This is a genomic window from Nocardioides sp. ChNu-99 (assembly GCF_029493445.1).
In the GTDB taxonomy this organism is placed as follows: Bacteria; Actinomycetota; Actinomycetes; order Propionibacteriales; family Nocardioidaceae; genus Nocardioides.
On the sequence record NZ_JAHWBL010000021.1, the window covers coordinates 37283 to 60510 of the forward strand.

At 74.1% G+C, this 23228-nt stretch carries 25 protein-coding genes and 1 pseudogene; 19 read left to right on the top strand and 7 right to left on the bottom strand.

Translation table 11 applies throughout. The annotated features are described in order from the left end of the window. The first annotated feature begins 23 nt into the window (after nt 1-23). Entirely contained in the window at nt 24-443 is a 420-nt protein-coding gene (locus tag KK617_RS09135; RefSeq protein WP_277499620.1) for a hypothetical protein, read from the top strand. A gap of 50 nt (nt 444-493) precedes the next feature. Here KK617_RS09135 and KK617_RS09140 read toward each other — a convergent pair whose 3' ends face one another. Beyond that, nucleotides 494-724, bottom strand: a complete 231-nt coding sequence (locus KK617_RS09140; protein WP_277499622.1) for a hypothetical protein — start codon at nt 722-724, stop codon at nt 494-496. A gap of 226 nt (nt 725-950) precedes the next feature. On the opposite strand from KK617_RS09140, the gene KK617_RS09145 reads away from it, so the two are divergent. The 4 genes from KK617_RS09145 (at nt 951) to KK617_RS09160 (ending at nt 6041) form a co-directional block, all read left to right on the top strand. Next, on the top strand, nt 951-2684 hold the full coding sequence (locus KK617_RS09145) for an ABC transporter ATP-binding protein (protein ID WP_277499624.1): 1734 nt from the start codon (nt 951-953) through the stop codon (nt 2682-2684). Next, on the top strand, nt 2681-4693 hold the full coding sequence (locus tag KK617_RS09150; RefSeq protein WP_277499625.1) for an ABC transporter ATP-binding protein: 2013 nt from the start codon (nt 2681-2683) through the stop codon (nt 4691-4693). Before KK617_RS09145 ends, KK617_RS09150 begins: the two co-directional genes overlap by 4 nt. 9 nt (nt 4694-4702) lie before the next feature. Next, entirely contained in the window at nt 4703-5686 is a 984-nt protein-coding gene (locus tag KK617_RS09155) for a hypothetical protein (protein WP_277499626.1), read from the top strand. Between the two features lie 184 nt (nt 5687-5870). Then, on the top strand, nt 5871-6041 hold the full coding sequence (locus KK617_RS09160) for a hypothetical protein (protein WP_277499628.1): 171 nt from the start codon (nt 5871-5873) through the stop codon (nt 6039-6041). A 21-nt stretch (nt 6042-6062) separates the two neighbouring features. Here KK617_RS09160 and KK617_RS09165 read toward each other — a convergent pair whose 3' ends face one another. Then, nucleotides 6063-6677, bottom strand: a complete 615-nt coding sequence (locus KK617_RS09165; protein ID WP_277499629.1) for a hypothetical protein — start codon at nt 6675-6677, stop codon at nt 6063-6065. 142 nt (nt 6678-6819) lie between these two features. On the opposite strand from KK617_RS09165, the gene KK617_RS09170 reads away from it, so the two are divergent. Both KK617_RS09170 and KK617_RS09175 read left to right on the top strand, forming a co-directional pair. Further along, nucleotides 6820-7446, top strand: a complete 627-nt coding sequence (locus KK617_RS09170; protein ID WP_277499630.1) for a maleylpyruvate isomerase family mycothiol-dependent enzyme — start codon at nt 6820-6822, stop codon at nt 7444-7446. 5 nt (nt 7447-7451) lie between these two features. Further along, nucleotides 7452-7793 carry a TfoX/Sxy family protein gene (locus tag KK617_RS09175; protein WP_277499631.1) on the top strand — a complete coding sequence of 114 codons (342 nt, stop codon included), beginning with the start codon at nt 7452-7454 and terminating at the stop codon, nt 7791-7793. Between the two features lie 149 nt (nt 7794-7942). On the opposite strand, the gene KK617_RS09180 is transcribed toward KK617_RS09175, so the two are convergent. Further along, nucleotides 7943-8251 carry a hypothetical protein gene (locus tag KK617_RS09180; RefSeq protein ID WP_277499632.1) on the bottom strand — a complete coding sequence of 103 codons (309 nt, stop codon included), beginning with the start codon at nt 8249-8251 and terminating at the stop codon, nt 7943-7945. A gap of 254 nt (nt 8252-8505) precedes the next feature. Here KK617_RS09180 and KK617_RS09185 point away from each other — a divergent pair, with 254 nt between their 5' ends. The 3 genes from KK617_RS09185 to KK617_RS09195 all read left to right on the top strand — a co-directional run bounded on the left by KK617_RS09185 (nt 8506) and on the right by KK617_RS09195 (nt 10440). Then, entirely contained in the window at nt 8506-9777 is a 1272-nt protein-coding gene (locus KK617_RS09185) for a DUF3500 domain-containing protein (RefSeq protein ID WP_277499633.1), read from the top strand. A 184-nt stretch (nt 9778-9961) separates the two neighbouring features. Then, complete coding sequence (locus tag KK617_RS09190) at nt 9962-10207, top strand: hypothetical protein (RefSeq protein WP_277499634.1); 246 nt, start codon at nt 9962-9964, stop codon at nt 10205-10207. A gap of 65 nt (nt 10208-10272) precedes the next feature. Continuing rightward, nucleotides 10273-10440, top strand: a complete 168-nt coding sequence (locus tag KK617_RS09195; RefSeq protein ID WP_277499636.1) for a hypothetical protein — start codon at nt 10273-10275, stop codon at nt 10438-10440. Between the two features lie 62 nt (nt 10441-10502). On the opposite strand, the gene serC is transcribed toward KK617_RS09195, so the two are convergent. After that, complete coding sequence (gene serC / locus KK617_RS09200; RefSeq protein WP_277499637.1) at nt 10503-11636, bottom strand: phosphoserine transaminase; 1134 nt, start codon at nt 11634-11636, stop codon at nt 10503-10505. Nucleotides 11637-11685: 49 nt separating this feature from the next. Between serC and KK617_RS09205 the strand changes: the two genes are divergently transcribed. From KK617_RS09205 to KK617_RS09215, 3 genes are all read left to right on the top strand, one after another. Next, entirely contained in the window at nt 11686-12198 is a 513-nt protein-coding gene (locus KK617_RS09205) for a GNAT family N-acetyltransferase (protein ID WP_277499638.1), read from the top strand. A gap of 4 nt (nt 12199-12202) precedes the next feature. Next, nucleotides 12203-12841 (top strand): hypothetical protein, encoded by a 639-nt coding sequence (locus KK617_RS09210; protein ID WP_277499641.1) that lies wholly within the window; start codon nt 12203-12205, stop codon nt 12839-12841. 88 nt (nt 12842-12929) lie between these two features. Next, a complete protein-coding gene (locus KK617_RS09215; protein WP_277499642.1) occupies nt 12930-13517 on the top strand; it encodes a hypothetical protein in 588 nt (195 codons plus the stop codon). A 101-nt stretch (nt 13518-13618) separates the two neighbouring features. Here KK617_RS09215 and KK617_RS09220 read toward each other — a convergent pair whose 3' ends face one another. Continuing rightward, nucleotides 13619-14722, bottom strand: coding sequence for a citrate synthase 2 (locus KK617_RS09220; RefSeq protein WP_277499644.1), 1104 nt, complete (start codon nt 14720-14722; stop codon nt 13619-13621). Nucleotides 14723-14885: 163 nt separating this feature from the next. On the opposite strand from KK617_RS09220, the gene pdxH reads away from it, so the two are divergent. After that, a complete protein-coding gene (gene pdxH / locus KK617_RS09225; RefSeq protein ID WP_277499646.1) occupies nt 14886-15536 on the top strand; it encodes a pyridoxamine 5'-phosphate oxidase in 651 nt (216 codons plus the stop codon). Nucleotides 15537-15894: 358 nt separating this feature from the next. Beyond that, nucleotides 15895-17505, top strand: a complete 1611-nt coding sequence (locus tag KK617_RS09230) for a GAF domain-containing protein (RefSeq protein ID WP_277499649.1) — start codon at nt 15895-15897, stop codon at nt 17503-17505. Nucleotides 17506-17585: 80 nt separating this feature from the next. Here the strand turns inward: KK617_RS09230 and KK617_RS09235 are convergent, their stop codons facing one another. Beyond that, nucleotides 17586-18737 (bottom strand): acyl-CoA dehydrogenase family protein, encoded by a 1152-nt coding sequence (locus KK617_RS09235; RefSeq protein ID WP_277499650.1) that lies wholly within the window; start codon nt 18735-18737, stop codon nt 17586-17588. Between the two features lie 22 nt (nt 18738-18759). Beyond that, nucleotides 18760-19935, bottom strand: a complete 1176-nt coding sequence (locus KK617_RS09240) for an acyl-CoA dehydrogenase family protein (RefSeq protein WP_277499651.1) — start codon at nt 19933-19935, stop codon at nt 18760-18762. A gap of 222 nt (nt 19936-20157) precedes the next feature. On the opposite strand from KK617_RS09240, the gene KK617_RS09245 reads away from it, so the two are divergent. The 4 genes and pseudogenes from KK617_RS09245 to KK617_RS09260 form a co-directional block, all read left to right on the top strand. Beyond that, nucleotides 20158-20880 (top strand): manganese efflux pump MntP family protein, encoded by a 723-nt coding sequence (locus KK617_RS09245; RefSeq protein ID WP_277499653.1) that lies wholly within the window; start codon nt 20158-20160, stop codon nt 20878-20880. Nucleotides 20881-21141: 261 nt separating this feature from the next. After that, nucleotides 21142-21801 carry an excalibur calcium-binding domain-containing protein gene (locus KK617_RS09250; RefSeq protein ID WP_277499656.1) on the top strand — a complete coding sequence of 220 codons (660 nt, stop codon included), beginning with the start codon at nt 21142-21144 and terminating at the stop codon, nt 21799-21801. A gap of 271 nt (nt 21802-22072) precedes the next feature. Further along, the gene (locus KK617_RS09255) at nt 22073-22738 is read left to right on the top strand and encodes a hypothetical protein (RefSeq protein WP_277499658.1); all 666 of its coding nucleotides are present in this window, start codon (nt 22073-22075) and stop codon (nt 22736-22738) included. 3 nt (nt 22739-22741) lie between these two features. Further along, nucleotides 22742-23228: pseudogene (locus tag KK617_RS09260) on the top strand (hypothetical protein); the annotation flags it as partial.

The window sequence follows — 23228 nt, forward strand, 5'->3', positions numbered from 1 at the left end:
CGTACCGGGGGAGCGTGGGCCCCGTGAGCCAGCAGCCTCCCCACAGCCGTGCCCGCCGCAGCCTCGCCTGGCCCCTATTCGCGCTCGCCACCGCGCTGGTGGGCGTCGGCGCGGGCATCGCGATCGGGCTGCTCATCGAGGGTGGCGGCAGCGACGACCGAGGAGAGCGCAACGCCTCGACGGGTTGCGGGCTACTTGTCGACATCGACCGCGACGAGCCGCTGACCGAGGACTCCGCCATGGACGACCCCGCCTTCTGGGAGCTGTCCGCGATGGCGCCGCTCGCCAGCGCAGCGGGGACGGCCGACGACGAGTACGCCGACCTCGCCGAGGCGGCGCAGGTCATCGGGAGGTCCCTGCAGACCTATGACACCGACGCGCTGTCCGGTGCCCTCGACGACGTCGCCGACGAGTGCGAGGCGCTCGGCCTCGCCACCGACTGACCCCTCACGGAGACCGCCGGGTGCTGCTCACCCGCGATCCCGCGGGCGCCTCAGGGGAGTCGGGCGGCCGCGCGCCGCTCGGCGGCTTCGTCGACCGCGGTCCACACGCGGTAGATCACCCGCTCGAGCACGGTGGCGCTGACGCCGAGCGCCGCGAGACCGATGAGGATCCGCAGCGGGAACGACAGGTGGTCCAGCGCCGGGCTCAGGAACAGGGCGAGCACCAGGAGCATCCCCGGCCAGGCGATGATCCGGCTCGTCCGCCATCTCGTGTATCCCACGCGCGCCACCGTAGGCCCCTCGCCCGCCCACGTGCCGCGAACGCCGCACCCGCACGCCGTACCCGAGACCCCCGAACCCCGCCGAAAGTCGGAAGCCCGGCGAGGCCACCCCCGATATCGTGGGCGACCGGCGCGCGACGCGCCGCCTGACGGGCCTCGCACCCCGCCGCAGACGCGCCGCCACCGCGACTGCCGCCGTACCCCCACCGCTCGAACCGAGGCCCACTTGCTGTTCCGCCTGCTGCGTGACCACCTGCGTCCCTACCGCCGCCAGCTGCTCGTCATCGGGCTGCTGCAGCTGGGGTCGACGGGGGCGATGCTGTTCCTGCCCAACCTCAACGCCTCGATCATCGACGAGGGCGTCACCCAGGGGGACACGGGCCACGTGCTGCGCATCGGCGCGCTCATGCTGCTCATCTGCCTCGGGCAGATCGCCTGCCAGGTGACGGCCGTCTGGTTCTCGGCGCGCACCGCGATGGCGGTCGGGCGGGACATGCGGGCGGAGCTGTTCGGACGCATCACCGGGTTCTCCGGGCGGGAGGTCGGGCAGTTCGGGGCGCCGTCGCTCATCACGCGGGTGACGAACGACGTGCAGCAGGTGCAGATGCTCACCCTGATGACGTGCAGCATCGCGGTGTCGGTGCCGATCATGATGTTCGGCGGCATCGCGATGGCGCTCTACACCGACGTCGGGTTGTCATGGATCTTCGCCGTCGTCGTGCCCACCCTCTTCGTGGTCGTCGCGATCGTCGTGCGCGGCATGGTGCCGAGCTTCCGCGCCCAGCAGGGCCGCATCGACACCGTCAACCGCGTGCTGCGCGAGCAGATCACCGGCATCCGCGTCGTGCGCAGCTTCGTGCGCGAGCGCGAGGAGACCGACCGGTTCGACGACGCCAACGCCCAGCTCACCGAGGTCTCCATCCGCGCCGGCCGCTGGCTGGCCACCCTGTTCCCGCTCGTCATGCTCGTCGTCAACGTCGCGAGCGTCGCCGTCATCTGGTTCGGCGGCCACCGCGTCGACTCCGGCGAGCTGGGCGTGGGCCAGCTGACCGCGTTCATCGCCTACCTCATGCAGATCGTCATGTCGGTGATGATGGGCACCTTCATGCTCATGCAGATCCCGCGCGCCGCGGTCTGCGCCGATCGCATCAGCGAGGTGCTCGACACCTCCTCCAGCGTCCACCCGCCCGAGCAGCCCGTCACCCACCTGCCCGAGTCGGCGACGCTGCGCTTCGAGCACGCCGGCTTCACCCACCCCGGCGCCGAGAAGCCCGTCCTCACCGACGTCTCGTTCTCCGCCGGCCCCGGCCAGACCGTCGCCGTCATCGGCTCCACCGGCTCCGGCAAGTCGACCCTCGTCGACCTCGTGCCCCGGCTCATGGACGCCACCGAGGGCCGCGTGCTCGTCGGTGGCGTCGACGTGCGCCAGGTCGACCCCGAGCTGTTGTGGTCGCGCATCGGGCTGGTGCCCCAGCGCGCGTTCCTCTTCAGCGGCACCATCGCCAGCAACCTGCGCCACGGCAAGGCCGACGCGACCGACGACGAGCTGTGGGAGGCCCTCGAGGTCGCCCAGGCCCGCGACTTCGTCGCCGCGCTCCCCGACGGGCTCGACTCGGTCGTCGCCCAGGGCGGCACCAACTTCTCCGGCGGCCAGCGCCAGCGCCTCGCCATCGCGCGGGCCCTCGTGCGCCGCCCCGAGGTCTACCTCTTCGACGACTCGTTCTCCGCCCTCGACCTCGCCACCGACGCCCGGCTCCGCGCGGCGCTGAAGCCGTGGACCACCGACGCGTGCGTGCTCGTCGTCGCCCAGCGCATCTCCACCATCCGTGACGCCGACCTCATCCTCGTGCTCGAGGACGGGCACCTCGTCGGCTCCGGCACCCACGAGACGCTCGTCGACGACTGCCCGACGTACGCCGAGATCGTCGCGTCCCAGCTGAGCGCGGAGGAGGCGGCATGAGCACCGACCAGGAGCAGCGCACCGACGAGAAGCACGGCGGCGGGCTGCGCGCGACCGAGCGGATCGCCGTACCCCAGCGCGGGCCCGGGCCCGCCGGCGCCATGGGCGCGGGGGAGAAGGCCATGGCGTTCGTGCCGTCGGCCCGCCGGCTGCTGCGCCGCATGCGCCCCCAGCGTGCCAAGGCCACCCTCGTGGTGCTGCTCGCCATCGGCAGCGTCACCCTCATGTCGCTCGGGCCGTGGCTGCTCGGACGCGCCACCGACCTCGTGTTCGCCAGCTACATCGGCCGCCAGCTGCCCGGCGGCCAGACCGCGGAGCAGGCCGAGACCGTGCTGCGGGCCGGCGGCCAGGGCGAGCTCGCCGACCTCGTGTCGGGGATGGACGGCCTCGTGCCCGGTCGGGGGGTCGACTTCGGGGCCGTCGGGCAGGCGCTGCTCGTCGTGCTCGCCGTGTACGTCGCAGCTGCCGCGCTCGCGTGGCTGCAGGGGTGGTTGCTCAACGACGTCGTGCAGTCGACCATCCGCGAGTTGCGCGCCGACGTCGAGCGCAAGATCCACGCCATGCCGCTCGCGACCTTCGACAAGGCGCCGCGCGGCGAGCTGCTGAGCCGCGTCACCAACGACATCGACAACGTCGGGCAGACCCTGCAGCAGACGATGAGCCAGCTGCTCACCTCGCTGCTCACCGTCGTCGGGATCCTCGCGATGATGCTGTGGATCTCGCCGCTGCTCGCCGTCGTGGCGCTCATCGCGGTGCCGGTCTCGCTGGTGCTGACCGGCGCGGTGATGAAGCGCAGCCAGCCGCAGTTCGTCACCCAGTGGCGCCGCACCGGCTCGCTCAACGCCCACGTCGAGGAGTCCATCTCCGGGCACGCGCTCGTCACCGTCATGGGTCGCCGGGGAGCCGCCGAGGAGGTCTTCGCCGAGCAGAACGACGCGCTCTACGACGCGGCTTACCGCGCCCAGTTCGTCTCCGGGCTCCTCATGCCCGTGATGATGCTCATCGGCAACCTGTCGTACGTCGTGGTGGCCGTCGTCGGCGCGTTCCGCGTGACCGCCGGCGCGATCACGATCGGGGACGTGCAGGCGTTCATCCAGTACTCCCGGCAGTTCAACCAGCCGCTGACCACCGTCGCGTCGATGACGAACCTGCTGCAGTCGGGCGTCGCGTCCGCCGAGCGGGTCTTCGAGCTGCTCGACGCCGACGAGGAGGTCGACGCCACCATCGTGGCCGCCCGGGCCGCCGCCGCGGCCGAGGCACCCCGGGGGCGCGGCGAGGTCGCGTTCGAGCACGTCTCGTTCTCCTACAGCGCCGACCGGCCGCTCATCGAGGACCTCTCGCTCGTCGCGCGCCCCGGCCAGACCGTCGCGATCGTCGGCCCGACCGGCGCCGGCAAGACGACGCTGGTCAACCTCGTGCTGCGCTTCTACGAGCTCGACGCCGGGCGCATCACGCTCGACGGGGTCGACGTCACCGAGCTGTCGCGCCACGACCTGCGCGCGCAGACCGGCATGGTGCTGCAGGACACCTGGCTCTTCGAGGGCACCATCCGCGACAACATCGCCTACGGCCGCCCGGGCGCCGGCGAGGACGAGATCCTCGAGGCCGCGCGCGCGACGTACGTCGACCGGTTCGTGGGCTCGCTGCCCGACGGCTACGGCACCGTCGTCACCGAGAACGGCGAGAACCTGTCGGCCGGCGAGCGGCAGCTGCTCACCATCGCCCGCGCGTTCCTCGCCGACCCGGCGCTGCTGATCCTCGACGAGGCCACCAGCTCCGTCGACACCCGCACCGAGCTGCTGCTGCAGAAGGCGATGGGCGCGCTGCGCGAGGACCGGACGTCGTTCGTCATCGCCCACCGGCTCTCCACCATCCGCGACGCCGACGTCATCCTCGTGATGGAGGCCGGGCGCATCGTCGAGCAGGGGACGCACGGCGAGCTGCTGGAGGCCGACGGCGCGTACGCCGCGCTCTACCGGTCGCAGTTCGCGGCGAGCGCGATCGAGTGAGGGGGAGACGTGGACGGTGAGTGGTTCTCGCTGCGCGGGAAGTCGGCGATCAGGGACCTGTGGGTCGCGCCGGAGTGGGAGGGCCAGCCGAAGCTCGGGCCGTGGCTCCTGCCCGACGGGCGCGAGATCCCGCGGCTCATCGAGGACGGCCAGGCCGACGAGCTCGGCTTCCCGTTCTGGTTCCGCCAGGTCGAGGGCTCCCGTGGGCGGCGCCGCGGCGACCTCCTCTGGGGCGGCGGATCGAGGACCAAGGTGGTCTCGCGACGATTCGTCGACGCGCTCGGGGAGCTCGGGGTGCTCGACGACCTCATGACCTACCCGGCGGCGATACTGGACCGCCGTCGGCGCGTGATCGAGGCCGACTACCTGGGGCTCGTCGAGCCCATCGGGCGCGGAGAGGTGCGCGCGGGGCTGACGACGCAGCGCAACTCCATGCTCACCGTGAGCGCCCGGGTGCTGGAGGGCCTGCGCGAGCGCGGTGTGACCGAGTTCGAGGCCGAGCCGACGGAGCGGGACGTCGAGCCGTGGGACGGGCCGCCGCTCTTCGAGCTGTCCTTCGACACCGTCGTCTTCAGCCGCGCGAAGGACGCCGTCGGGGTGTACGACGAGGCGCTCGCCGAGCACTTCCCGGCCGAGACGTTCGAGGTGGGCGACCGAGCCCTCCGGGACGTCCTCACGTTCGACGACCTGGCGATGGACCGGAGCCTGTGGGCCGCCGTGGCCGAGCTCGACGGCGATGTCGGCTTCCCCCTCGACCGGGTCATCGCGAGCTGCCGCCTGCTCGGTATGTCGGCCGCAGCCGAGGCCATCCTCTCGGGGCGTGCTGCGCTGGTGTCGGACCCGCCGGCGGCGGTGCCGGACGTCGACCTGTCCGTCCGCGGATCGGGCGACGCGGCGTACGACGAGTTCAGCTTCGACGGCCTGTGGCCCGCGGTGCAGGCCGTCGTCGCCGGGCAGCCGCAGCTCTTCGGGGCGCCGTCCGCAAACTGGTGACCACGGCGCCTGGGGTCGCTGTCGGTGGCCTCCCCTAGCGTGCCGTGGTCGAGGCCATCGAGGAGCTCGACGTCCCCGGGAACCCGCCGACGCGGCTGTCGTCGCGGAGTACCGTGGACGGTCCGTCGTGGGTGGACCGGGCGCGACGAGCGTCGCGCAGAACGCTCAGGAGAGGCGAGGCGAGATGAGCAAGGACCAGAAGTCCTCGGCAGCGGGTGCGAGCGTCCCGGTGAGGTCGTCGTCCCAGCGCGATCCTCTGACCGAGGGACAGCGCCGCAAGATCGCAAATATCCGGGCGGTCTACAGCAAGAAGCGGCAGGCCGCCGAGGCGGGTCGGCGCGGGTCGGCTTCCTGACTGTGGATCGCGTCTGGCTGCTCAGATACCCGGCGAGGTGGCCGCGTCGCCGTACACGCGCCGCGAGGTGACCGTGCCGGCGCCGTTGCGCTGCTCGAGCACCTGCGACGACTGCACCTCGGCGCCGCGCAGGGTGGCGCCGGACCGCACGCAGGCGGCGGGCAGGCGCAGCAGGATCCAGTGGTCGACCGTCGACGTGCTGACGGTGGCGGGGCTCCGGCAGACGCCGTCGCGCTCGGAGATGGTCGCCGTGACCTGGGGACGGGCCCCGACCTCCCAGATGGCCGTGCCGGTGAGGAAGGCGGACGTGCCGTCGTACAGGTCGACGACCACCGACTGCGCGCCCTGCTGCCGGTTCGCCACCTTGGCCGCGCCGTAGAACTTCCTCAGGTCGACGCGCACGAAGATCGTGTCCCGGTTGGAGGTGACGGTGACCCGCTCGAGGTCGACCGCCGCCGGGTCGATGCGCGGCGTGAACGACGGACCCGAGCTGGCGTAGGGGTCGAGGGTGACGTCGCCGCGGGCGTCGTCGACGACGATCGTGGGGGCCGTCGCCGCGCCGCTGGCGGCGGGCGCCGCACCGAGCCCCATCGCGGTCGCGACCAGGGCTGCTGCCGTCCACGTCCTGCGCACCATCACGTACCCCTGTCGCCCCGGCTGCCGCTCGGCCGCCGAGGGCAACGGTCCCGTCCGGCGCCGGCGTCCGTCAAGCGGAGAGGTACGGCGCACGTCGCCGCGACACGCGGACGCGGCCGGGCCGGCGCGCGACGATGACCGCGTGGACACCTTCGCCGCGATCGCCGACGAGCGCCGAGCCCTGGCCGCGCTGCTGACGGGGCTCACCCCCGCGCAAGCCGCGACGCCGAGTCTCTGCGACCGGTGGACCGTGCACGACGTCGCCGCCCACCTGGTCGTGCCGCTCGAGGTGGGGCTCGGCGGGTTCGCGCGGGCGATGATCGTCGCGCGCGGCAGCTTCCACCGGGCGAACGTGCGGCTGGCCCACGAGCAGGCGCGCCGCCCGCTGGCCGAGCTCGCCGGGGTGCTGCGGGCGAAGGCCGACTCCCGGTTCACCCCTCCCGGCCACGGCCCCGAGGCGCCCCTGACCGACCTCCTCGTGCACGGCCTCGACGTCCGGTGGCCGCTCGGGCTGGCGCGCGACGTACCGGCGGAACGACTGACCGCGACTCTGAACTTCCTCGCCTCGTCGCGCGACCGCAGCTTCGTGCCCCGCGGGGCGCTGGACGGACTGCGGTTCGAGGCCGACGACGTCGACTGGGCCCACGGCAGCGGCCCGGTCGTGCGCGGCCGCGCGGAGGCGCTGCTGCTCGCGATCACCGGTCGCGCCGCCGCGCTCGAGCACCTCGCCGGCGACGGCGTCGCGACGCTGCGCGAGCGTCTGGCCTGACCCCGGTGGCGTACGACGAGCAGTTCGCCGCCCGCGTCCGGGGCGCCCTGGCCGGGGAGTCGGAGGTCCGCGAGGTGAAGATGTTCGGCGGCCTCGCGTTCATGGTCGACGGCGCCATGGCCGTCTGCGTCTCGACCGGCGGGGGAGCGCTGCTGGTGCGGGTGTCGCCCGCCCGCGACGCCGAGCTGGTGCGGGCGGCGGGCGCTCGCCGGGCCGAGATGGGCGCCGGGCGGTCGATGGGCGAAGGGTGGATAGCCGTCGACGACGCGGCGGTGGCCGGCGACGGCCTGCGGTCCTGGCTCGACGCCGCCCTGGAACGCGAGGGGCGTCGAGGCGAGGGCGGCTGACGCGCGGCGTACTGCTCGAGGGGCGCTCTGGTGCGGTGGTGGTGTCTCCTGCGGCGCTGGGGTGTCGGGTGCGGTGGCCCGCCACGTGTGCAGTAGCCCGGACACCGCGTTACAGCGGCGGGCCGGGCGTCGCGCCCAGCGCGAGGGCGTCAGGGGCGCGGGGGCTCCTCCTCGAAGTAGACGACCTCGACGTCCGAGCCCAGCTCGCCCTGGAGACGCTTCGCCAGCTGCAGGCCGTCGTTCCACCAGCGCCACGCCTCCGCCACCTGGTCGACCTCGAACGGCGACTCCGACTCGACGCCGTAGGCGTCGTTCCACGCCGTCAGCGCCTCGGCGAGGTCGGGACTGATCGGCAGCTCGTCCAGCTCGATCTCTCCGTAGGGGCCGTCCGGCGTGCGGTCCCAGAGAGGCGAGGCGAAGTACTCGGCCATGACGTGGACGACGCTGACGACCCGCATCGCCGCAGGCTAGCGCCGCGATGCTCGGAACGCTCGGGCTTCGGCGACGGCGGGCCCGCGACGTACCTCGGGCGGTCCTTCTGGTGCGGCGCTGATGTCTCCTGCGGCGCTGGGGTGTCTGGTGCGGCGGTCTGCGGCGTGTTCAGTAGCCCGGACACCGCGTTACAGCGGCGCGTGCGACCGCCCACGGGCTCGTGGCGGGCGCAAAGACGACGCACAGGAACCGGACAGGATCCGTTCCTAACGTCCCCGCCATGAACGTGAACACCCGACCCGGCGGCGCGACCGCCGCCCCGCGCGCCCGCCGTACCGCCCGCTGGATCGCGGCCACCACGCTGACCCTCGGCCTCACCCTCACGGGGTGCGCCGCCGAGACCACGTCGTCCTCGTCCGGCACGTCGTCGGCGGTGTCGTCGGCCGCTGCCGCCGCCGGTACGACGTCGACCACCGACGCCACGACGACGGCCGCCACGATCACCGACACCGCCGCGGCCGCCGAGGCGTTCCTCGCGACGCTGTCCGACGAGCAGCGGGAGCAGGTGCTCTACGACTACGACGACGAGACCAAGACGACGTCGTGGTCGAACTTTCCGGTCACCTTCGTGGAGCGTGCGGGCCTCAACCTGGCCGACCTCACCGAGGAGCAGCAGGTCGCCGCGATGGAGGTGCTCGAGGCGCTGCTGAGCGACGAGGGGTACGCCACGGTCACCGGGATCATGGCGGGCGACCAGTACCTCCTCGACAACAGCAGCAGCACGGAGGAGTCGCTGGGGCAGTACTACATCGCCTTCTTCGGCGACCCGTCCGACACCACGGCCTTCGAGGTGCAGTTCGGCGGCCACCACCTCGGCATCAACGCCACGCTCGACGGCAGCACCGACGCCATCACCTTCGCGCCCACGCACCTCGGGGTGCAGCCGGCCGTCTGGACGAACGAGGACGGCGAGGAGGTGCAGCCCTTCGGGACCATCTACGAGACCGCCTTCGCGTTCTACGACAGCCTCACCGACGAGCAGAAGGCCGCGCTCTACCAGGGTGAGTCCGTCGCGGCGATGGTGTGCGCGCCCGGCAGCACCTGCAGCTACCCGACCGGCACCGGCCTGTCCGGCGCGGACCTCACCGACGAGCAGAAGCAGCTCCTGCTCGACGTGATCGCCAACTGGGTGGGCCTCGCCGACGAGGAGACCACCGCCGCCGAGCTCGCCGCGATCGAGGCGACCCTCGACGAGACCTACGTGAACTGGTCGGGCGCCACCGTCTACGACATGACGCAGGGCGACGGCATCTACTTCCAGATCTCCGGGCCGAAGGCGTACGTCGAGTTCGCCGCCCAGCAGGGCTCCGCCGGCGCCGACGTCGACGGGGTCACCACGTCGGGCTGGGGCCACGTGCACACGATCTACCGCGACCCGACCAACGACTACGCAGGCAGCGCCACCCAGCAGGAGTCGACGGGCATGGGCGGCGGCATGGGTGGCACGCCCCCCGGCGGTGGTACGCCGCCCGCCGACGCGCAGGACGGCTGAGGCGCGGCGGCGAGCCGCCGGTCGCCCGGCATGTGCGGAGGTCCGCTGAGCAGACGTCGAGCAGCAGACCCCCGCACAAGCGGGCGCCCTCCGCCGGGACCGACGCGGACGGACCCTGACGGCCGACCAGCGTGGCCGGCCCAAACACCGGCGGGGCACCCCGGCGGTCCGCCATCATGGGTCCGTGACCTCGACCGACCCGCCGCGCTGGCGACCTCGAGACGCGTTCCGCTGCGCGTCGACCGTCGTGGTGGCGGTCGCGTGGGTCTTCTTCGCCGTCGATGCGCTGCAGCGGGACGAGATGCTCTGGGCGTCGGGGTACGCCGTCGGCGTCGTCTGGCTCGCCTCCTCGCTCGTCAGGGAAGTGCGTCACGCCCGCCGGGAGGCTGTTGCCGCGTCGGCTCCCGCCCCGACCGGGGGGCCCTGGTGACCGGTGCATCCCCCGCGCGGCCCCGGCGGCCGGCTCGCGAGTGGGTCAGCCGCGTTTGCGCCGCCGTGGCCATCACCCTCTGGCTCTACCTGGCTGCGGCTGCGCACGGCCGCGGAGACGCGTGGGTGATGTGGCTCTACCTCGTCGGGGCAGGGAGCTTCTCCGTCGCCCAGCTCGTCGGCGAGCGTGAACGGCGGCGAGCCGCCAGCCGGGCACGTGCGGAGATCCGCTGAGCAGACGTGTCGCAGCAGACCTCCGCACACGCCACCCGGGCGGCCGTGCCGGCTGACGCCGCTCAGATCCGCTCGACGACCCAGTCGACGCACCGCGTCAGCGCCTCGACGTCGCCCGGGTCGATGGCCGGGAACATCGCGACGCGCAGCTGGTTGCGGCCGAGCTTGCGGTAGGGGTCGACGTCGACGACGCCGTTGGCGCGCAGCACCGTCGCGACCTCCGCGGCATCGACGGCCCGGTCACCGGACGTCGCCAGGTCGATCGTGCCCACGACCTGCGAGCGGATCGCGGGGTCGGCGACGAACGGGGTCGCGTACGACGACGCTTCCGCCCAGCCGTAGAGCGCGGCCGACGACGCGGCGGTCCGCGCCGCCATCGCCTCCAGCCCGCCCTCGGCGAGCATCCAGGCGAGCTGGCGCTCCATGAGGAACAGCGTCGCGATCGCGGGGGTGTTGAGCGTCTGGTGCTTCGCCGAGTTGTCGACCGCGGTCGCGAGGTCGAGGAACGCCGGGATGAAGCGCCCCGACCCCTTCACCTCCTCCACCCGCGCCAGCGCGGCCGGCGACATCAGCGCGAACCACAGGCCGCCGTCGGCGGCGAAGCCCTTCTGCGGCGCGAAGTAGTAGACGTCCGTCTCGCGCAGGTCGACGGCCGCACCGCCGGCGGCCGAGGTGCCGTCGACGACGACGAGCGCGTCCGAGTCGGCGCCGGGCACCCGCCGTACCGGCGCCATCACGCCCGTCGAGGTCTCGTTGTGCGGCCACGCGTAGACGTCGACCCCGGCGACCGCCTCGGGCAGCGCCACCGAGCCCGGCTCGGCCCGCGCCACCACCGGCTCGCCCAGCCACGGCGCGGCGGCGCTGGCGGTGGCGAACTTGCCGCCGAACTCGCCGAAGACGCCGTGCGCGCTGCGCTCGCGCACCAGCGAGAACGTCGCGACGTCCCAGAACGCGGTCGACCCGCCGAGACCCAGCACCACCCGGTAGCCGTCGGGCAGCGCGAACAGGTCGGCCAGCCCGCCCTGCACCCGCGCGACCAGGTCCTTGACCGGGGCCTGGCGGTGCGACGTACCCATGAGTGAGCGGCCCGACGCCGCCAGCGCGTCGAGCGCGGACTGCGCCACCTTCGACGGGCCGGAGCCGAAACGACCGTCGGCGGGCAGCAGGTCGGCGGGGATCTCGAGCGCGCGGGTCACCGGGCTAGTCTCCCACCGGCGGGATCGGGCACGGCGAGGAGGACGAGGGATGAGCGGTCTGCGGCTCGAGCGCGTGGGCTACGGGCACGAGGACGCGACGCGGCTCGTCGCGCAGGTGCAGGACGAGTACCGCAGCCTCTACGGCGGCCCCGACGAGACCCCGCTCGAGCCCGAGATGTTCGAGCCGCCGACCGGCAGCTTCTTCGTCGGGTACGTCGAGGAGGACGGCGCGCAGGTGCCCGTCGCCACCGGCGCCTGGCGCTCCCACCTCGACCTCGACGAGCCGGGGCTGGGGCGGATCGCCGAGATCAAGCGCATGTACGTCGTGCCCTCCCACCGCGGGCGCGGGCTGTCCAAGCTGGTGCTCGCCCACCTCGAGCAGGACGCGCTGCGCGCCGGCTTCGACTCCCTCGTGCTCGAGACCGGAACGATGCAGCCGACCGCCATCGCGCTCTACACCGCGGCGGGCTACGCGGCGGTGACGCCGTACGGGCACTACAGGTGCTCGCCCGAGTCGGTGCACCTCGGGCGGCGGCTCTCGCCGCTGGAGCAGGCGGGCTGAGCCGGTGCGCCTCCCGCCGAAGGTCGCCCAGGGCGTCGCCGACGGGTCGGTGACGCTCGCGTTCCGCCGGTGGGCGCGCCCCGACGTGCGGGTCGGGTCGGAGTTCCGCAGCTCCGCCGGCGTCGTGCGCGTGACCAGCGTCGACGTCGTCGACGAGCACGCCATCACCCCCGACGACGCCCGCGCGGCGGGCTTCCCCGACGCCGACGCGCTGCGCCGCCGCCTGCGCCCCGTCGACGAGGCCGCCCGGCCCGGCGCCGGCGAGCCCGTCGTCTACCGCGTCGGCCTCACCTGGGCGGGGGAGGACCCCCGCATCGCGCTGCGCGAGTCCGCCGACCTCACCGCCGACGACGTCGCCGACATCGACCGCCGCCTCGAGCGGCTCGACCGCGCCAGCAGCCACGGCCCGTGGACGATGCAGACCCTCGACCTGGTGCGCCGCCGCCCCCACACCCGCGCCCCCGACCTCGCCGCCGAGGTCGGACGCGAGCGCGACCCGTTCAAGATCGACGTCCGCAAGCTCAAGGGGCTCGGGCTCACGCAGAGCTTCGACGTGGGCTACGACCTGTCGCCGCGCGGCCGGGCCTACCTCGCGGCGACGACGCGCGTCGTACCCGATCAAGAGGCGGAGCCGGGCACCTGAGGCGCCCGGGCCCGATACCACCCGTTGGGGTGCTCAGGTCGGGAGCGACACGGCCGAAAGGGTGACGAGTCCCCTCGGAGGAGTTGTCATGTCCCTGCGTCACCCGCGCCTGCTCACGATCGTCGGCGCCGTCCTGCTCGCCCTCGTCGCCGTCATCGGCCCCCAGCCGACGACCGCCGACGCCCGCGTCGCGTCGCCCGTCGAGCCCTTCGCCCGCTACGAGCCGCAGACCGGCTGCACGTCGAAGATCATGCCCGGCATGCAGGCGTACTCGAGCCAGCTGACCGCCCGCTACGGCGGCCGCATCATCGGCATCACCCGCGCCTGCAGCTCGGGCGGTCGCTCGGAGCACAAGGAGAGCCGCGCGCTCGACTGGAACCTCGACGCCCGCAACGCCAACCAGCGCCAGGCGTTCTACCGCTTCCTCGCCGAGCTGCAGGCCACCGACGCCGCCGGCAACGTCGCCGCCCGCGCCCGTCGCCAGGGCGTCATGTACGTCATCTGGAACGACCGCATCTGGTCGGCCTGGAACGGCTTCCAGGTCAAGCCCTACCTGCACGCCAACTGCACGAGCGTCGCTGCGTGCTCGCCCACGCTGCGCCACGTCGACCACGTGCACGTCTCGCTGAGCTGGGCCGGCGCGCGCGGCCTCACGAGCTGGTACACCGGCGGCTGAGCCCCGGTCACCCCTGGTACGACGGACGGGCGGGCCCGCAGCGCTGGCTGCGGGACCCGCCCGTCGTCGTACCTGCTCGGCCCTGGGGAGGGGCCGGGGGCTCAGGCGCCCCAGGCCTCCTGCCAGCCGTCGACCGCGTCGGCGGGACGGGCGGCGGGGCCGGTGTAGACCGCGGACGGGCGGATCAGGCGGCCCGTGCGCTTCTGCTCGAGGATGTGCGCCGACCAGCCGCCCGTGCGGGCGCACGTGAACATCGACGTGAACATCGGCGCCGGCACCTCGGCGAAGTCGAGCACGATCGCGGCCCAGAACTCGACGTTCGTCTCCAGCACGCGGTCGGGGCGACGCTCGCGCAGCTCGGCCAGCGCCGCCTGCTCCAGCGCCTCGGCGACCTCGTAGCGCGGGGCGTCGAGCTCGCGGGCGGTGCGGCGCAGCACGCGGGCGCGGGGGTCCTCGGCGCGGTAGACGCGGTGGCCGAAGCCCATGAGGCGCTCGCCGCCGTCGAGCAGCTCCTTGACGTAGGCGCGGGCGTCGCCGCGACGCTCCACCTGCTCGATCATGCCGAGCACGCGGGAGGGGGCGCCGCCGTGCAGCGGGCCGCTCATCGCGCCGATCGCGCCGGAGAACGCGGCCGCCACGTCGGCGCCCGTCGAGGTGATGACGCGGGCGGTGAACGTCGAGGCGTTCATGCCGTGCTCGGCCGCCGACGACCAGTAGGCGTCGATCGCCTTGACGTGCTTCGGGTCGGCCTCGCCCTTCCAGCGGATGAGGAACTTCTCGGCGAGCGTCGCGCCCTCGTCGACCGCCTTCTGGGGTACGACGGGCTGGTGCAGCCCGCGGGCCGACTGCGCGGCGTACGACAGCACCATGACCGCCACCCGCGCCAGGTCGTCGCGCGCCTGCTCGTCGCTGATGTCGTAGGTCTGGCCGAAGCCGAACGCCGGCGCCAGCATCGCGATGGCCGCCTGCACGTCGACGCGCACGTCACCCGTGTGCACCGGCAGGTTGTAGGCCTCCGCCGGCGGCAGGCCGGGGGTGTAGCTGCCGTCGATGAGCAGGCCCCACACGTTCTCGAACGGCACCCGGCCGACGATGTCCTCGATGTCGACGCCGCGGTAGCGGAGCGCGGAGCCCTCCTTGTCGGGCTCGGCGATCTCGGTCTCGAAGGCGACGACGCCTTCCAGGCCGTGGTGGACCTCGGTCATGGGGCGACTCCTTCGTCGGCGCGGTTCCCGCGTGCTCACGTGCGCGTGCTGGTGGCGTGTGTGCCGCGTCGCATTGTGCCCGCGCGCTCCGCGGGCCCGCCACGGGGGCGTCCGAGCGGTGGTCGGGCGGTGGTCGGGCGCGCTCCGCCGTACCGTGGCGGGCATGAGCGACGAGAGGGACCTGGCCGACCTGCGCGAGGACTACGCGAGCGGCGGGCTCGCCGAGGCCGACCTCACGCCCGACCCCGTGTCGATGTTCTCCCGCTGGTACGACGACGCATCCTCCGCCGCGATCGGGGAGCCGAACGCCATGGTCGTCTCGACCGTCGACGTCGACGGCGCGCCCTCGTCGCGCTTCGTGCTGCTCAAGGGGTTCGGCCCCCACGGCTTCCGCTTCTTCACCCACACGGGCTCCCGCAAGGGCCGTGGGCTCGCGGCCGAGCCCCGCTGCGCGCTGCTGTTCCCCTGGCACCAGCTGGAGCGGCAGGTGCGGGTCGACGGGCACGCCGTACCCGTGCCACGGGCGGAGGTCGAGGAGTACTTCGCGCGCCGCCCCCGCGGCTCCCGCATCGGCGCCTGGGCCTCGCAGCAGTCCGCCGAGGTGGCCTCGCGCGACGAGCTGACCGCCGCCTACGCCGAGGCCGAACGCCGCTTCGCGGACACCGACGACGTGCCGGCGCCCCCCGGCTGGGGCGGGTACGACGTCGTGCCCGACGCCGTCGAGTTCTGGCAGGGCCGCACCGGGCGGATGCACGACCGGCTCGTCTACGAGCGCTCCGGCGACGGCTGGACCGTGCGGCGCCTGGCGCCGTGACGTGGCACCTGATTCGCCCTCGGCGAACGGCCCGAAAAACCCCTTGAGACCCCCCGGGCACCGGCGTACTTTCTGGGGTACACGGGAAAGGAGGTGGTCCGGAGAATGAGTTCTTCCAGGACGCGTGAGGTGGCTGCTCGCTAGCAGCTCCGCACCAGACGCGGGACGCCCGACCGGCGAGGTGCCGGTCGCGCGGAACGCAGTAGGCGGCGTCGAGCCGCTGGCAATACGAGGGCAGTCACCCGGCCCGCAGGCGCTCCAGACCTTGTCCTACTGGAGACGGCCCCTCCCGAGGGGCCACGCCTGCGGGTCGTCCTATTTCCGCCGCCGCGCGCAGCGACGACCTAGGGTGGCGGGCATGGCCTCGAGCCCCCGGCCCACCCCGCGCTCCATCACCGGCATCGTCGGTGGCGACCGGCTGCCGCACGTCCTCGACCTGCTGGCCCGGCTCACCGGTGACGGCGACGTCCGGACGCTGCTGCAGGACGTCGTCTCGAGCGCCTGCGATCTGGTCGGGGCCCGGTACGGCGTCCTCACCGTCCTCGACATCGACGGGCGCCTCGGCGACTTCTACCTCCACGGCCTCGACGAGTCCGCGCGCGACGAGATCGGCGACTTCCCGGTCGGTCGGGGCGTCCTCGGCTGTCTCCTGCGCTCCGACGAGCCGATGCGACTCGACGACGTCACGGCCCACCCGCTGGCCACGATGCTGCCCCCGGGCCACCCGCCGGTCGAGCGGTTCGTCGGCGTCGGCATCGACCGGCGCGAGCGGCGGCTCGGCATGTTCTACCTCGGCGACGAGGACGACCGGGCCCCCTTCACCCCCGACGACGAGCGGCTGCTGGGCTGGCTGGCCGACCGCGCCGCCCACGTGCTCGACGTCGCCGGCGCACGCGAGCGGGCCGTGCGGCGCTCGGAGTGGCTGACGGTCTCGCAGCGGCTCGCCGAGCTGCTGCAGCCGCCCATCGCTGCCGACGCCGCGCTGGCCCACGTCACCGAGCTCGTCAGCTGGGTCTTCCGGGCGCGCTCGGTGGTGCTCGTGCGCCTCGTCGCCGACGCCGTGGTCGTGGTGGCCGAGGACGACGTGTCGAGCACGGAGCACCTGGTGCCCGCCGAGCACCTGGCGCCCGGCGCCGCGGTGTTCGAGGCGGTGCACGCCGCGAACCGGTCCCGCCGCTCCGTGGTCGCCCGGGCCGACAGCACGGTCGTCGTGCTCGTGCCGTTCCGCTCCGAGCTCGCCGAGCCGCTCGTGCTGGGCGTCGCGCTGCGGCCGGGCGACCGGGCCCCCGCCGAGGAGGAGCTCGAGCTGCTCGAGTCGTTCGTGTCGCACGCCGTCTCCTCCATCGACCGCATCCGGGCGGTGGGGGAGCGCCAGGAGCTGATGGTGCTCGCCGACCGCGACCGCATCGCGCGCGACCTGCACGACGTCGTCATCCAGCGCATCTTCGCCACCGGCCTGCAGCTGCAGGGCCTGCGCGCCCAGGTCGCGCCGGACGCCCGGCCCCGGTTCGACGCCGCCGTGCGCGAGCTCGACCAGACGATCCGCGACATCCGCACGACGATCTTCGAGCTCAGCCGACTCCAGGGCACCTCGCTGCGCGCCGAGGTGCTGCAGCTCGCCGCGGAGTACGCCGACGCGCTCGGCTTCACCCCCGAGGTCCACGTGCGCGGCCCGGTCGACACGACGGTGCCGGACCGCGAGTCCGACGAGCTGCTCGCGACGCTGCGAGAGGGCCTGTCGAACGTGGTGCGGCACGCGCGGGCGAGCGCGGTGACGATCGACCTGCAGGCCGACGACGACATCGTGGCGCTGCGCCTGCTCGACGACGGCGTCGGCTTCGACGACGCGGTCGAGAGCGGGCTCGTCAACGTGCGCCGCCGCGCCGAGGCGCTGGGCGGGACCGCGCGCGTGATGAGCGAGCACGGCGGCGGGACGCTGCTGGAGTGGGTCGTGCCGCTGCCGCGCTAGGCAGCCCCGTTGCCCGGTTCGTGGTGGCAGCGCCGCGGAATGCCTGGCGCTGCCACCACGAACCGGGGGTACGGCGGGGCTCAGCGCAGCGGGTCGACCTCACCGTGGCCGGCGACGTCGAGCGCCAGGAGGCCGAGGTGGTGCCGGGCGTCGCCCAGCAGGTGGTCGAGCGCCGTGAGGTGGGCGGTGTAGGAGCCCGTCGAGTACTCCGCTGTCATCGCGATGCCGCCGTGGAGCTGGATGGCCTCCTGGCCGACGTGGCGCCCCGCCGCGGAGGTCTGGGCCCAGGCCCGGCGGGCCGCGTCGGCCTTCTCCTCGGGGGTGGCGTCGGGGTCGGCGTGGACCATCGTGGCCCAGAGCGCGAGGCTGCGGGCCAGCTCGAGCGCGACGTACATGTCCGCGGCGCGGAACGTGAGCGCCTGGAACGTCTTGAGCGGCACGCCGAACTGCTCGCGGCTCTTGAGGTACCCCGCCGTCGTCTCGAGCGCGACCTGCATCGCCCCGACCGCCTGCTGCGCGGCCGCGACGCGGGTGGCGTCGTGGGCCGCCGCGACCGCGGCCGTGCGGTCGACGCCGGCCTCGCCCAGCGGCGTACCCGTCGCGCCCGCGAGGCGCACCCGGGCGGCGCGACCGCCGTCGGGCGTGCGGTAGCCGTCGCGGGTGACGCCGTCGGTCGACGGGTCGACCACGAACACCCCGGTGCCGCCGCCCGGCAGGGCCGCGGTCACGAGCAGGACGTCGGCGGAGGCGCCGAACGGCACCGGCTCCTTCACCCCGTCGAGGGTCCAGGCGTCGCCGGCCTGCTGCGCGGTCACCGCGGTGGCCTCGGCGCTCCAGCGGCTGCCCGGCTCCGCGTGGGCCAGGGCCGGCACCAGCTCGCCGGAGGCCAGGCCGCCGACGAGCTCGGCGCGCTGCTCGTCGGTGCCGAGGGCGGCGACGAGGCCGCCCGCCAGCACGACGGCCGCCAGGTAGGGCTCGGGCGCGAGCACGCGGCCGATCTCCTCGGCCACCACGCCCACCTCGACCGGGCCGGCGCCGACGCCGCCGTCGTCCTCGGCGAAGGGGAGGGCCAGCAGGCCCATCTCGGCCATCCGGCCCCAGGTGGCCGCGTCGTACCCCGGGTCGTCCGCGACCGCGCGGCGCCGGTTCTCGAAGTCGCCGTACGCCCGGCCGAGGAGTCCCCGCACCGCCTCGCGCAGCGCGACCTGCTCCTCGTCGTAGGTGAAGTCCACGTCTCGTCCTCTCGCGTGCGGGTCAGAGCCCGAGGATGGTGCCGGCGATGATCTGGCGCTGGACCTCGTTGGAGCCGCCGTAGATGGAGGCCTTCCGCAGGTTCAGGTACGCCGGGGTGCCACGTCGCTGCCAGGCCGGCAGGTCGCTGGTCTCGTCGTCCGCGCCCGAGGCCAGGGCGCCCGGGCCGGCGACGTCGATCGCGAGCTCGGAGACCGCCTGCTGCAACTCGCTGCCCTTGAGCTTGAGCACCGAGGAGGCGGGGTGCGGGCGACCGTCGGCCGAGTGCGCGACCACGCGCAGCGCGGTGAGCTCGAGGGCGCTCAGCTCGTTCTCCAGCTCCGCGATGCGGGCGGCGACGAACGGGTCGTCGAGCAGGGTGCCGTGGGGCGAGGTCACCGTGGTGGCCCACTCCTTGATCTGCGCGAGCAGTCGCTTCGTGGCACCGACGGGCGCGACGCCGACGCGCTCGTTGCCGAGCAGGAACTTGGCCTGGGTCCAGCCGGAGTTGACCTCGCCCACCATGTTCTCCGCGGGCACGCGCACGTCGGTGAACCAGACCTCGTTGACCTCGTGGCTGCCGTCGATGAGCTCGATGGGGCGGACCTCGACGCCGGGGCTGGTCATGTCGATGAGCAGCATCGAGATGCCCGCCTGCTTCTTCACGGACGGGTCGGTGCGCACCAGCGTGAAGATCCAGTCGCCGTACTGCCCCAGCGTGGTCCACGTCTTCTGGCCGTTGACGACCCACGTGTCGCCGTCGAGCACCGCGGAGGTGCGCAGCGAGGCGAGGTCGGAGCCGGCGTTGGGCTCGGAGAAGCCCTGGCTCCACCAGATGTCGAGGTTCGCCGTGGCCGGCAGGAAGCGCTCCTTCTGCTCCTGGCTGCCGAACTGGGCGATGACCGGGCCGATCATCGAGGTGTTGAACGCCAGCGGCGGCGGGACGCAGGCGCGCTGCATCTCCTCGTGCCACAGGTGGCGGCGCAGCGAGCTCCAGTCGCGCCCGCCCCACTCCGCGGGCCAGTGCGGCACGGCGAGGCCGGCCGCGTGCAGCGTGCGGTGGCTGCGCACGATCTGCTCCTGCGTGAGGTGGGCGCGGTCGCGGACCGCCGTGCGGATGTCCTCGTCGACCTGCGTCGTGAAGAACTCCCGGAGCTCGGCGCGGAACGCCGCGTCCTCCTCCGTCAGGTGCAGCCGCATGCGCTCCTCCTCCGCCCCTTGCGGGGTCCTCCGCCTGTGATCGCGCTCACCGTAGCCGCTCGCAGCGACACTACGGCGATGACCTAGGGTTCGGGGTCGAAGGGGAGTAGCCCGGCCGACTCGCGTCGGCAGGGACGGTCGACATGCTGGTGCCCGCGGCGACGTGGTCACCCGGCCGTCCCGCCCGGGGTCTCCCGCGTCGCGAGGCGCGGGGAGCCGGTGGTGGACGAGACCTTCGACCAGCTGATGCTGGTCGAGGCCTCGGCGTACCCGGATCCCCTCGACCAGCCCGACGAGAGGAACCCCTCGGTGACCACCGCCGAACTCATCGTGCTCGCCTTCGCCCTCGCCATGGACGCCGTCGCCGTGTCCGTCGCGCAGGGCCTGCGGATGCACCGCCCCCGCTGGCGCGACGCACTCTTCCTGGCCGGCGCGTTCGGCCTCTTCCAGGCCGTCATGCCGCTCGGTGGCTGGGTGCTGTCGTTCTGGTTCGCCGGCGTCGTGAGCGCCGCGGCCCCCTGGATCGCCTTCGTGCTGCTGGCGGTCCTCGGCGGGCTGATGATCAAGGAGTCGTTCTCCGACGACGAGGACGAGGAGCCGGGCGGCTCGGGGGCCGGCACGGGGGCCGGCACGGGTACGGCGGGGGGCGCCCTCGCCGCGTACGCCCCGCTGACGCTCGCCGTCGTCGTCCCCCTGGCCGTGGCCACCTCGATCGACGCCGCCGCCGTCGGCGTGACCTTCGGCGTGCTCGACATGACCGTCGCGGCCGTCGTCCAGGCCGTCGTGATCATCGGCGTCATCACCTTCGCGCTGTCGCTGGTCGCCGTGTTCGTCGGGTCCCGCGTCGGCGAGCGCCTCGGCACCTGGGCCGAGCTCGTCGGCGGCGTGATCCTCGTGCTCATCGGCCTGCGCATCCTGCTCGACCACCTCGGCGTCCTGGGCTGACGCCCGCGGCGCCGTACCGCCGAACCGCCGTACCGCCGTATCGGCCCGTGTAACGCGGTGTCCGAGCGACTGCACACGTGGTCGACGGCGTGCACAGACGCGCGGACACCGCGTTACACGTCCGGGGCGACCACAGCCGTACGGCGCGGGCGGTGGTCCAGGCCAACGGAGCCGGACGGCCCGTTCGGCGGACGGGGGCGGCGTACGACGCGTTGACTGGTCGCGCGCCTCGCGAACCGCCGGCGCGAGGGGGAGGCCACGATGCAGCCGTACGACATGACGAGGACGCCGCGCCGCCGCGGCCCGTTCTGGACCCGCACGAAGGTCGGGATCGCGGCCGGCCTGGTTGGGCTGGTGATCGGCCTCGGTGGTTCCGGGGAGGACGAGGACGCGCTGGCGCGCGCCGAGGCCGACGGCCGCGCCGCCGTCGAGGAGTCGACGGAGCGCGAGGTCGCGGCCGCCCGTGAGGAGGCCCGCGACGAGGCTGCGGGCGAGGCGGCGGACGAGGTCGAGGCCGCCGAGGCCGCCGCGGCCGCGCAGGTCGCCGAGGCACACGCCGCGACCGACGTCGCCGTGGCGGAGGCCGTCGAGGCGGAACGGGTCGCGCAGGCGGAGGCGCAGCGCCGGGCGGTCGAGGACGCCGTCGCCCAGGCGCTCGCGTCCCGGCCGGTGAGCAGCTCCGGGGGCTCCGGGGGCTCGGGCGGCTCCGGCGGCTCCGGCGGGTCGAGCAGCTCGAGCGGCGGCTCCGGCTCGGGTGCGGCGAGTGCGCCGGAAGCGGCTCCCGCGTCCGCGACGGACCCGCGGTTCGGGACGTGCGGGGCGGCGAACGACGCCGGGTACGGCGACTACGTGAGCGGCGTGGACCCCGAGTACGACTGGTACCAGGACCGCGACGGCGACGGGGTCGTCTGCGAGCGCTGATCCGGCGCCCCCGGCGCCTCCTGCGCCCTCTGCTGCGGTGCTGGGGGGTCTGCGCACGCCGTCGACCGCGTCTCCGGTCGCCCGGACACCGCGTTACAGCGGGGCGGGACTTGTCACCTGCGTGAGCATCGGGGGGCGTCCTGTGGACGGACCGGTGCGAGGAAGCGGCGGTTGTGGTGATGATGTCCGGGTGAGTGGACATCTCGGGACCGTCCCTCCCCAGCGGGCGACGCGCGCGACCGCGCCGGGTTGGCGCGATCCGCGGCTGTGGGTGGGGTTGCTCATCGTCGCCGTCTCCGTCCTGGTGGGCGCGCGGGTGCTCGGCTCGGCCGACGACACGGTCGAGGTCTGGGCGGCCGACGCGGACCTCGTGGCGGGGTCGACGCTGTCGGCCGACGACCTGGTGGCCGTGCGCGTGCGCTTCCGCGACGGCGAGTCACTCGACTCCTACCTGCCGGCCTCCGAGCCACCGGAGGACGGCGCGCGGCTGGCCCGTGACGTCGGCGCCGGTGAGCTGTTGCCCGCCGCCGCCCTGGGGGAGGGGGAGGACGAGGGGCTGCGCCACGTCCCCGTCGCGGTCGAGGCGACGCGGGTGCCGCCCGGCGTCGTGGCCGGCAGCGTCGTCGACGTCTGGGCCGCCGGCGCCGAGGTGCCCGCCGACGCCGGCACCTCCGCGACGACCCAGCCCGGCCAGGGCGCCGCCCAGGGCCCCGCGCAGGGCCAGCAGGGGACGGGCGCCCCGGACCCGTCGGCACCGGGTGCGGTGCTGCTGCTCGAGGAGGTCCGCGTCGTCGAGGCGCCCTCGGCCCAGGACGGCATCGGCAGCCTCGCCGACCGCCAGCTGGTGCTCGCCGTGCCGGAGGACCAGCACGACGCCATCGGTCCCGCCCTCGCCGCCATGACGAGCGGCACCGTCACCGTCGCCCAGCGGGGCTGAGCGGTGATCTGCGTCCTCGTCGTCGGCTCGGGCGCCGCCTGGGAGCAGGGCGCCCTCACGGCGCTCGCCGACCGCAACGACGTCGCCGTCCTCCGGCGCTGCGTCGACGTCAACGACCTCCTGGCCTCCGCGACGCTCGGCCAGGCCGACGTCGCGCTCGTCGGGCTCGAGGCGCCCGGCCTCGACGGTGCTGCGGTCGAGCACCTGCGGCGCCACGGCGTGCGCACCGTCGGCGTCGTGGAGCCCCACCAGACCGGCGGCCCCGACACCGTGCGGGCCCGCGCCGCACGCCTGGGGGTCCGCTCCCTCGTGCCGGCCGACGACGGCCCCGCGCTGGTGACGGCCGTGCTCGCACCCCCGGACCCGACGGCGGTACGCCGCACGCCCGGCCCTGCGACGGGCCCCGCGACCGGCCCTGCACCTGCGTCGCCGCACCGCGCCGCGGACCCGACGTCGACCGCCACCCAGGCCGCGGTGCCGCCGTTCGGGC

Bases quoted from the DNA above. Each gene is read 5' to 3' on its own strand.
- KK617_RS09150 (WP_277499625.1), top strand. From the start codon at position 2,681: ATGAGCACCGACCAGGAGCAGCGCACCGACGAGAAGCACGGCGGCGGG.
- KK617_RS09230 (WP_277499649.1), top strand. From the start codon at position 15,895: ATGGCCTCGAGCCCCCGGCCCACCCCGCGCTCCATCACCGGCATCGTC.
- pdxH (WP_277499646.1), top strand. From the start codon at position 14,886: ATGAGCGACGAGAGGGACCTGGCCGACCTGCGCGAGGACTACGCGAGC.
- KK617_RS09205 (WP_277499638.1), top strand. From the start codon at position 11,686: ATGAGCGGTCTGCGGCTCGAGCGCGTGGGCTACGGGCACGAGGACGCG.
- KK617_RS09220 (WP_277499644.1), bottom strand. From the start codon at position 14,722: ATGACCGAGGTCCACCACGGCCTGGAAGGCGTCGTCGCCTTCGAGACC.
- KK617_RS09185 (WP_277499633.1), top strand. From the start codon at position 8,506: ATGAACGTGAACACCCGACCCGGCGGCGCGACCGCCGCCCCGCGCGCC.
- KK617_RS09165 (WP_277499629.1), bottom strand. From the start codon at position 6,677: ATGGTGCGCAGGACGTGGACGGCAGCAGCCCTGGTCGCGACCGCGATG.
- KK617_RS09160 (WP_277499628.1), top strand. From the start codon at position 5,871: ATGAGCAAGGACCAGAAGTCCTCGGCAGCGGGTGCGAGCGTCCCGGTG.
- KK617_RS09180 (WP_277499632.1), bottom strand. From the start codon at position 8,251: ATGCGGGTCGTCAGCGTCGTCCACGTCATGGCCGAGTACTTCGCCTCG.
- KK617_RS09250 (WP_277499656.1), top strand. From the start codon at position 21,142: ATGCAGCCGTACGACATGACGAGGACGCCGCGCCGCCGCGGCCCGTTC.
- KK617_RS09240 (WP_277499651.1), bottom strand. From the start codon at position 19,935: ATGCGGCTGCACCTGACGGAGGAGGACGCGGCGTTCCGCGCCGAGCTC.
- KK617_RS09215 (WP_277499642.1), top strand. From the start codon at position 12,930: ATGTCCCTGCGTCACCCGCGCCTGCTCACGATCGTCGGCGCCGTCCTG.